The organism is Actinotalea sp., assembly GCF_041597215.1.
In the GTDB taxonomy this organism is placed as follows: domain Bacteria; phylum Actinomycetota; class Actinomycetes; order Actinomycetales; family Cellulomonadaceae; genus Actinotalea.
Genome location: NZ_JBFHHB010000256.1, coordinates 1 through 4373 on the forward strand (window position 1 = coordinate 1; position 4373 = coordinate 4373).

Sequence of the window (4373 nt, forward strand, 5' to 3'; positions counted from 1 at the left end):
ACCTTCCCGTCCACCCGGACCAGCCGCTTGGCGCCGTCGACGTCGAGCTTCTCGGCACCGACGACGCAGGTCGTGCCCATCCCGCGGGCGACGACGGCCGCGTGGCTCGTCTTTCCACCGCGCGAGGTGAGCACGCCGACCGAGGCGATCATCCCGCCGAGGTCGTCGGGGTTCGTCTCACGCCGGACCAGGATGACGTCCTTGCCCGCGGCCGCCCACTCCTGCGCGACCTTCGAGTCGAAGACCGCCGCACCGACGGCAGCACCAGGCGAGGCCGCCATGCCCCTCGCCACGAGCGACCGCTCGGCGCCGGCGTCGAACTGCGGGAACATCAGCTTGCTCAGCTGCTCGCCCGTCACCCGCTCCAGCGCCTCGTCGAGGGTGATCAGGTGCTCGTCGACCAGCTGGGTGGCGATCCGGAAGGCAGCAGCCGCGGTGCGCTTGCCGACCCGGGTCTGGAGCATCCAGAGCTTGCCGCGCTCCACCGTGAACTCGATGTCGCACAGGTCGCGGTAGTGCGTCTCCAGCCGGCGCATCGCCTGGCGGAGCTCCGCGTAGGCCTCGGCGTCGAGCTTCTCGAAGTCCGCGAGCGAGAGCGTGTTGCGGATTCCGGCGACGACGTCCTCGCCCTGGGCGTTGGGCAGGTAGTCGCCGTAGTCGCCGGTGCGTCCCGTCGAGGGGTCGCGCGTGAAGCAGACGCCCGTGCCGGAGTCGGCACCGAGGTTGCCGAAGACCATCGAGCACACGTTGACCGCCGTGCCGAGGTCGTTCGAGATCCGCTCCTTGCGCCGGTACAACCGGGCGCGGTCGGTGTTCCACGAGTTGAAGACGGCCTCGATGGCCAGGTCGAGCTGCTCGCGGGGGTGCTGCGGGAACTCCCGGCCCGACTCCTGCCGGATGATCGCCTTGAACTCCTCGACCAGCTCCTCGAGGTCCTCGGCGTTGAGCTCGGTGTCGGTGGACGCCCCACGGGCGACCTTCATCGCGTCCAGCGCGTGGGCGAAGCGATCCCCGTCGATGTCGAGGACGGTCTTGCCGAACATCTGGATGAGCCGGCGGTAGGAGTCCCACGCGAAGCGCGGGTCGCCGGAGAACTGCGCGAGCCCCTGGACGGAGGCGTCGTTCAGGCCGATGTTGAGGACCGTCTCCATCATGCCCGGCATGGAGAACTTCGCGCCCGAGCGGACGGAGACCAGCAGCGGGTCGTGGAAGTCGCCGAGACTGCGGCCGAGGGTGTCCTCGAGGCGGCGCAGGGCCATCGTGACCTCGACGCGCAACTCGGGCGGGAGGCCACCTGTCGTCATGTAGGTGCGGCAGGCCTCGGTCGTGATGGTGAATCCGGGCGGTACCGGCAGCCCGAGGTTCGTCATCTCGGCAAGGTTCGCGCCCTTGCCACCGAGGAGGTCCTTGAGGTCTCTGTTGCCCTCGCTGAAGTCGTAGACGTACTTGGCCACGATGCGCCTCTCTGCACGGGATCACCGGCCCCATCGCCGGCACCCCCAGAGTGCTGCCTGCCCCCGCCGCAGGGGAAGGACCTTGGACCCCCGATCATGGGCTCAGCCGAGCGGGTCGTCCTGCCCCCACAGCGCCAGGCGCAAGCGCCGTGCATCGCTCGACAGGATGGTCCCGGTCGCCTCCCGCAGGCCGTCGACCGTGTCCAGGCCGGCGTGCACGAAGCGGCCGGCGAGCGCGTCGAGCGCACCGGAGCCGATCGCCACGAGCATCGCTGCGACGTCCTCGACGGGCGTCCAGTCGGTGCGCGAGTCGTGCATCGGCATCGAGCTGGTCATGTCGGTGCGGACCACGCCGGGGGCGAGGTCGAACACGAGGATGCCGCGCTCGCGGTACTGCGCGTCGAGGAGCGTCGTCAGTCGCGCGAGGGCGCCCTTGCTGATCCCGTAGCCCGTCATCGAGGGCGAGGCCTTGTGACCGGCCCCGGAGTTCAGGTGGACGATCCGCGCGCCTCCCGCGGCGAGCATGCCGGGCAGCAGGGCGTGGGTGAGCATCAAGGGGCCGCGCACGTTGACCTCGATCACCCGCCAGGTGTCCTCGACGTCGTCCTCCGCGAAGGGCAGCTCCGCGTGCTCCACGACCCCTGCGTTGTGGACGAGCAGGTCGACCCCGCCGAGCGCTCGCTCGACCCGGGCCGCCGCCGCACGGACCGCCTCCGGGTCGACGAGGTCGACCGGGACCGTCGTGACGGCAGCATCGCTCTGCTCTGCCACCTGCCGGGCGACTGCCTCCAGGTGCTCGGGAGTACGTCCGAGGAGCGCGAGGTCGTACCCCCTGCGGGCGAGGCCGATCGCGAGGCCGGCGCCGATCCCCCGTCCGGCTCCGGTGACGACGGCAGTGGGACGGCGATCGCTCATGGCGCCATCGTGCCACCAGGGCAGGTCAGGGCGTGCAGTGGCCCTCAGGGCAGACGGAGCTCGACCATCGGGGTCTGCTCCGCCAACGCCTGCGCCGATCCGGGGCTCCCGTCGAAGGGCGCCCCGAGCAGCTTCTGCCCCAGCGCACGTGCCGCCCGCGGATGGGCCAGCTGATAACGGGACAGCACCTTCGCGGCCTCGGCCGGGTCCAGCTCCCTTGCCGTCGGCACGCCGTGCTCGGTGCCGATGTCCAGGCGGAGCGGCGGGTTCGCCCGGAGGTTCCGCAACCACTGCGAGACGCCGAACCCGGAGGCGACGACGACGGTGCGCCGCGCCCTGTCCTCCTCCACGACCTCGAGCACGGTGCGCCGCGGCAGCCCGGTCGCCCGCCCGCGATGGGTGAGCATGCACAGCCGCCGTCGGAACAACCCGCCCAGCCCGAGCCGGAAGGCGAGCTCCGGAGTCCGCGCGAACCAGCGGAAGGCCGCGGAGGGCCGTCGGTACTCGGCGGGCTCGACCATGCTCCCGACGATAGCCCCGAGCAGCGCGGCGAGAGGGCTCCGGCCCCGGTCCGGCGACCGGGCCTAGAGACCCTCGGCGACGACGGCGGCGACCCGCAGCCATGCCTCCCGCGTGCGGCGGTCGAGGCGCTCGACCTGGAGCGGGCTGCCGCCCACGAGCGAGGCGTCGTACGGGACGTCGACGACTGCGCGGGTGAGCCGGCCGAAGTGCTCGTGCAGCCGCGCCGCGAGCGCCGCGTCCCGCTGCGGGGCAGGGTCGGAGAGCACCGTGACGGCCGTACGGACCGCATCGGCGTGACCGGTCGCGCGCAAGGCGTCGACGGCCCACGCGGCGGACTGAGCCGTGTCCTCCCTGACCGTGGAGACGATGACCACCTGGTCGGCCGCGTCGATCGCCGCCTGCCAGTTCGAGGCGCGCATGTTGTTCCCGGTGTCGACGATCATCACGCGGTAGAACCGCGAGAGCGTCCGGTGCAGCGCGCGGAAGGCGAAGGCGTCGACGGAGGCGGCCGATGCGGCGTCCTCGTCGGAGGCCAGCACGTCGAACTGGGCTGAGCCCTGGGAACGGACGTAGCCGTCCAGGTCTCCCACCCGCGCGGCCCCGCCCTCGGTGAAGCGGTCGAGGTCCTGCAGCAGGTCGACCGCCGTGCGCTGGTGCGTGCTCGGCATCGATCGCCAGCCGAGGGTGCCGCGGGTCTCGTTGTTGTCCCAGGCCAGGGTGTACCCACCTCGGTGCTGGCCGAAGGCCGCCGCGAGCAGCAGGGTCCCCGTCGTCTTGTGGGCGCCGCCCTTGGGGTTGATGACCACGATCGTCCGGGGCCCGTCCAGGGGCCGCTGCACGGCGCCGACGGCCTCCCTGTGGGCCTGCTCCGACGGGCCGGGGCGCAGGCGGAGCAGGCCACCGGACATCCTGCGCAGCGCGCCCTGCCAGCCGAGCTGCGCGGGCCCCTCCGTCGGGTCGGGCCGGGCGGCGAGCAGGTCGGAGAGGGTCGGGAGCGGTTGATCGGCAAGGAGGTCGTGGTCGGCGTCCGCCCCGGGCGTGGCCGGGGACTCGACGACTTCTGGCTCGGCGGGAACCGTCCCGGACGGCTCCTCGTGCTCGGACTCCTCCGGGACGGAGGTCTGGATGCCGATCGGGGACCAGGACACCGGGGGCGTCGCCGGCGGGACGGCGACGGGCGCGGACTCCGTGCCCGCTGCGACGGCCGGCACCGCCGTGGTGAGCGCCTCGCTCTCGGCCGGTGGCTCGTCCACCTGCCAGACCGAGCGTCGACGGGGCACCCCGCCTCGGTCCTGGGGGACGACCGGCAGCGCGGCCGTCGGCTCCTGCGTGCCCGCTCCGGTGTCCGCGGCACCTGCGGGGCCCTCGGCCTCAGGCTCACCCGTGTCCGCGGGGTCAGCGGTCGTCCCGGAGCCCGTCGGCCCCTCCCACCGGACGTCGTCCTCCTCCGGTTCCTCGACGATCGCGGCGGGCAGCTCATGG

General features: G+C 72.8%; 4 protein-coding genes. All 4 read right to left on the bottom strand.

Going from position 1 to position 4373, the window contains the following annotated elements; all coding sequences use genetic code 11:
* On the bottom strand, nt 1-1454 hold a 1454-nt coding region (locus ABWK99_RS14010; RefSeq protein WP_372595318.1), incomplete at its 3' end, for a pyruvate, phosphate dikinase.
* A gap of 102 nt (nt 1455-1556) precedes the next feature.
* Nucleotides 1557-2369: an SDR family NAD(P)-dependent oxidoreductase gene (locus ABWK99_RS14015; protein WP_372595319.1), complete on the bottom strand. Its 813-nt coding sequence runs from the start codon at nt 2367-2369 to the stop codon at nt 1557-1559.
* Nucleotides 2370-2413: 44 nt separating this feature from the next.
* Nucleotides 2414-2890 carry a nitroreductase family deazaflavin-dependent oxidoreductase gene (locus tag ABWK99_RS14020; protein ID WP_372595320.1) on the bottom strand — a complete coding sequence of 159 codons (477 nt, stop codon included), beginning with the start codon at nt 2888-2890 and terminating at the stop codon, nt 2414-2416.
* Nucleotides 2891-2953: 63 nt separating this feature from the next.
* Nucleotides 2954-4373, bottom strand: a 1420-nt coding sequence (locus tag ABWK99_RS14025) for a MinD/ParA family protein (RefSeq protein ID WP_372595321.1), incomplete at its 5' end; no start/stop codon positions are given.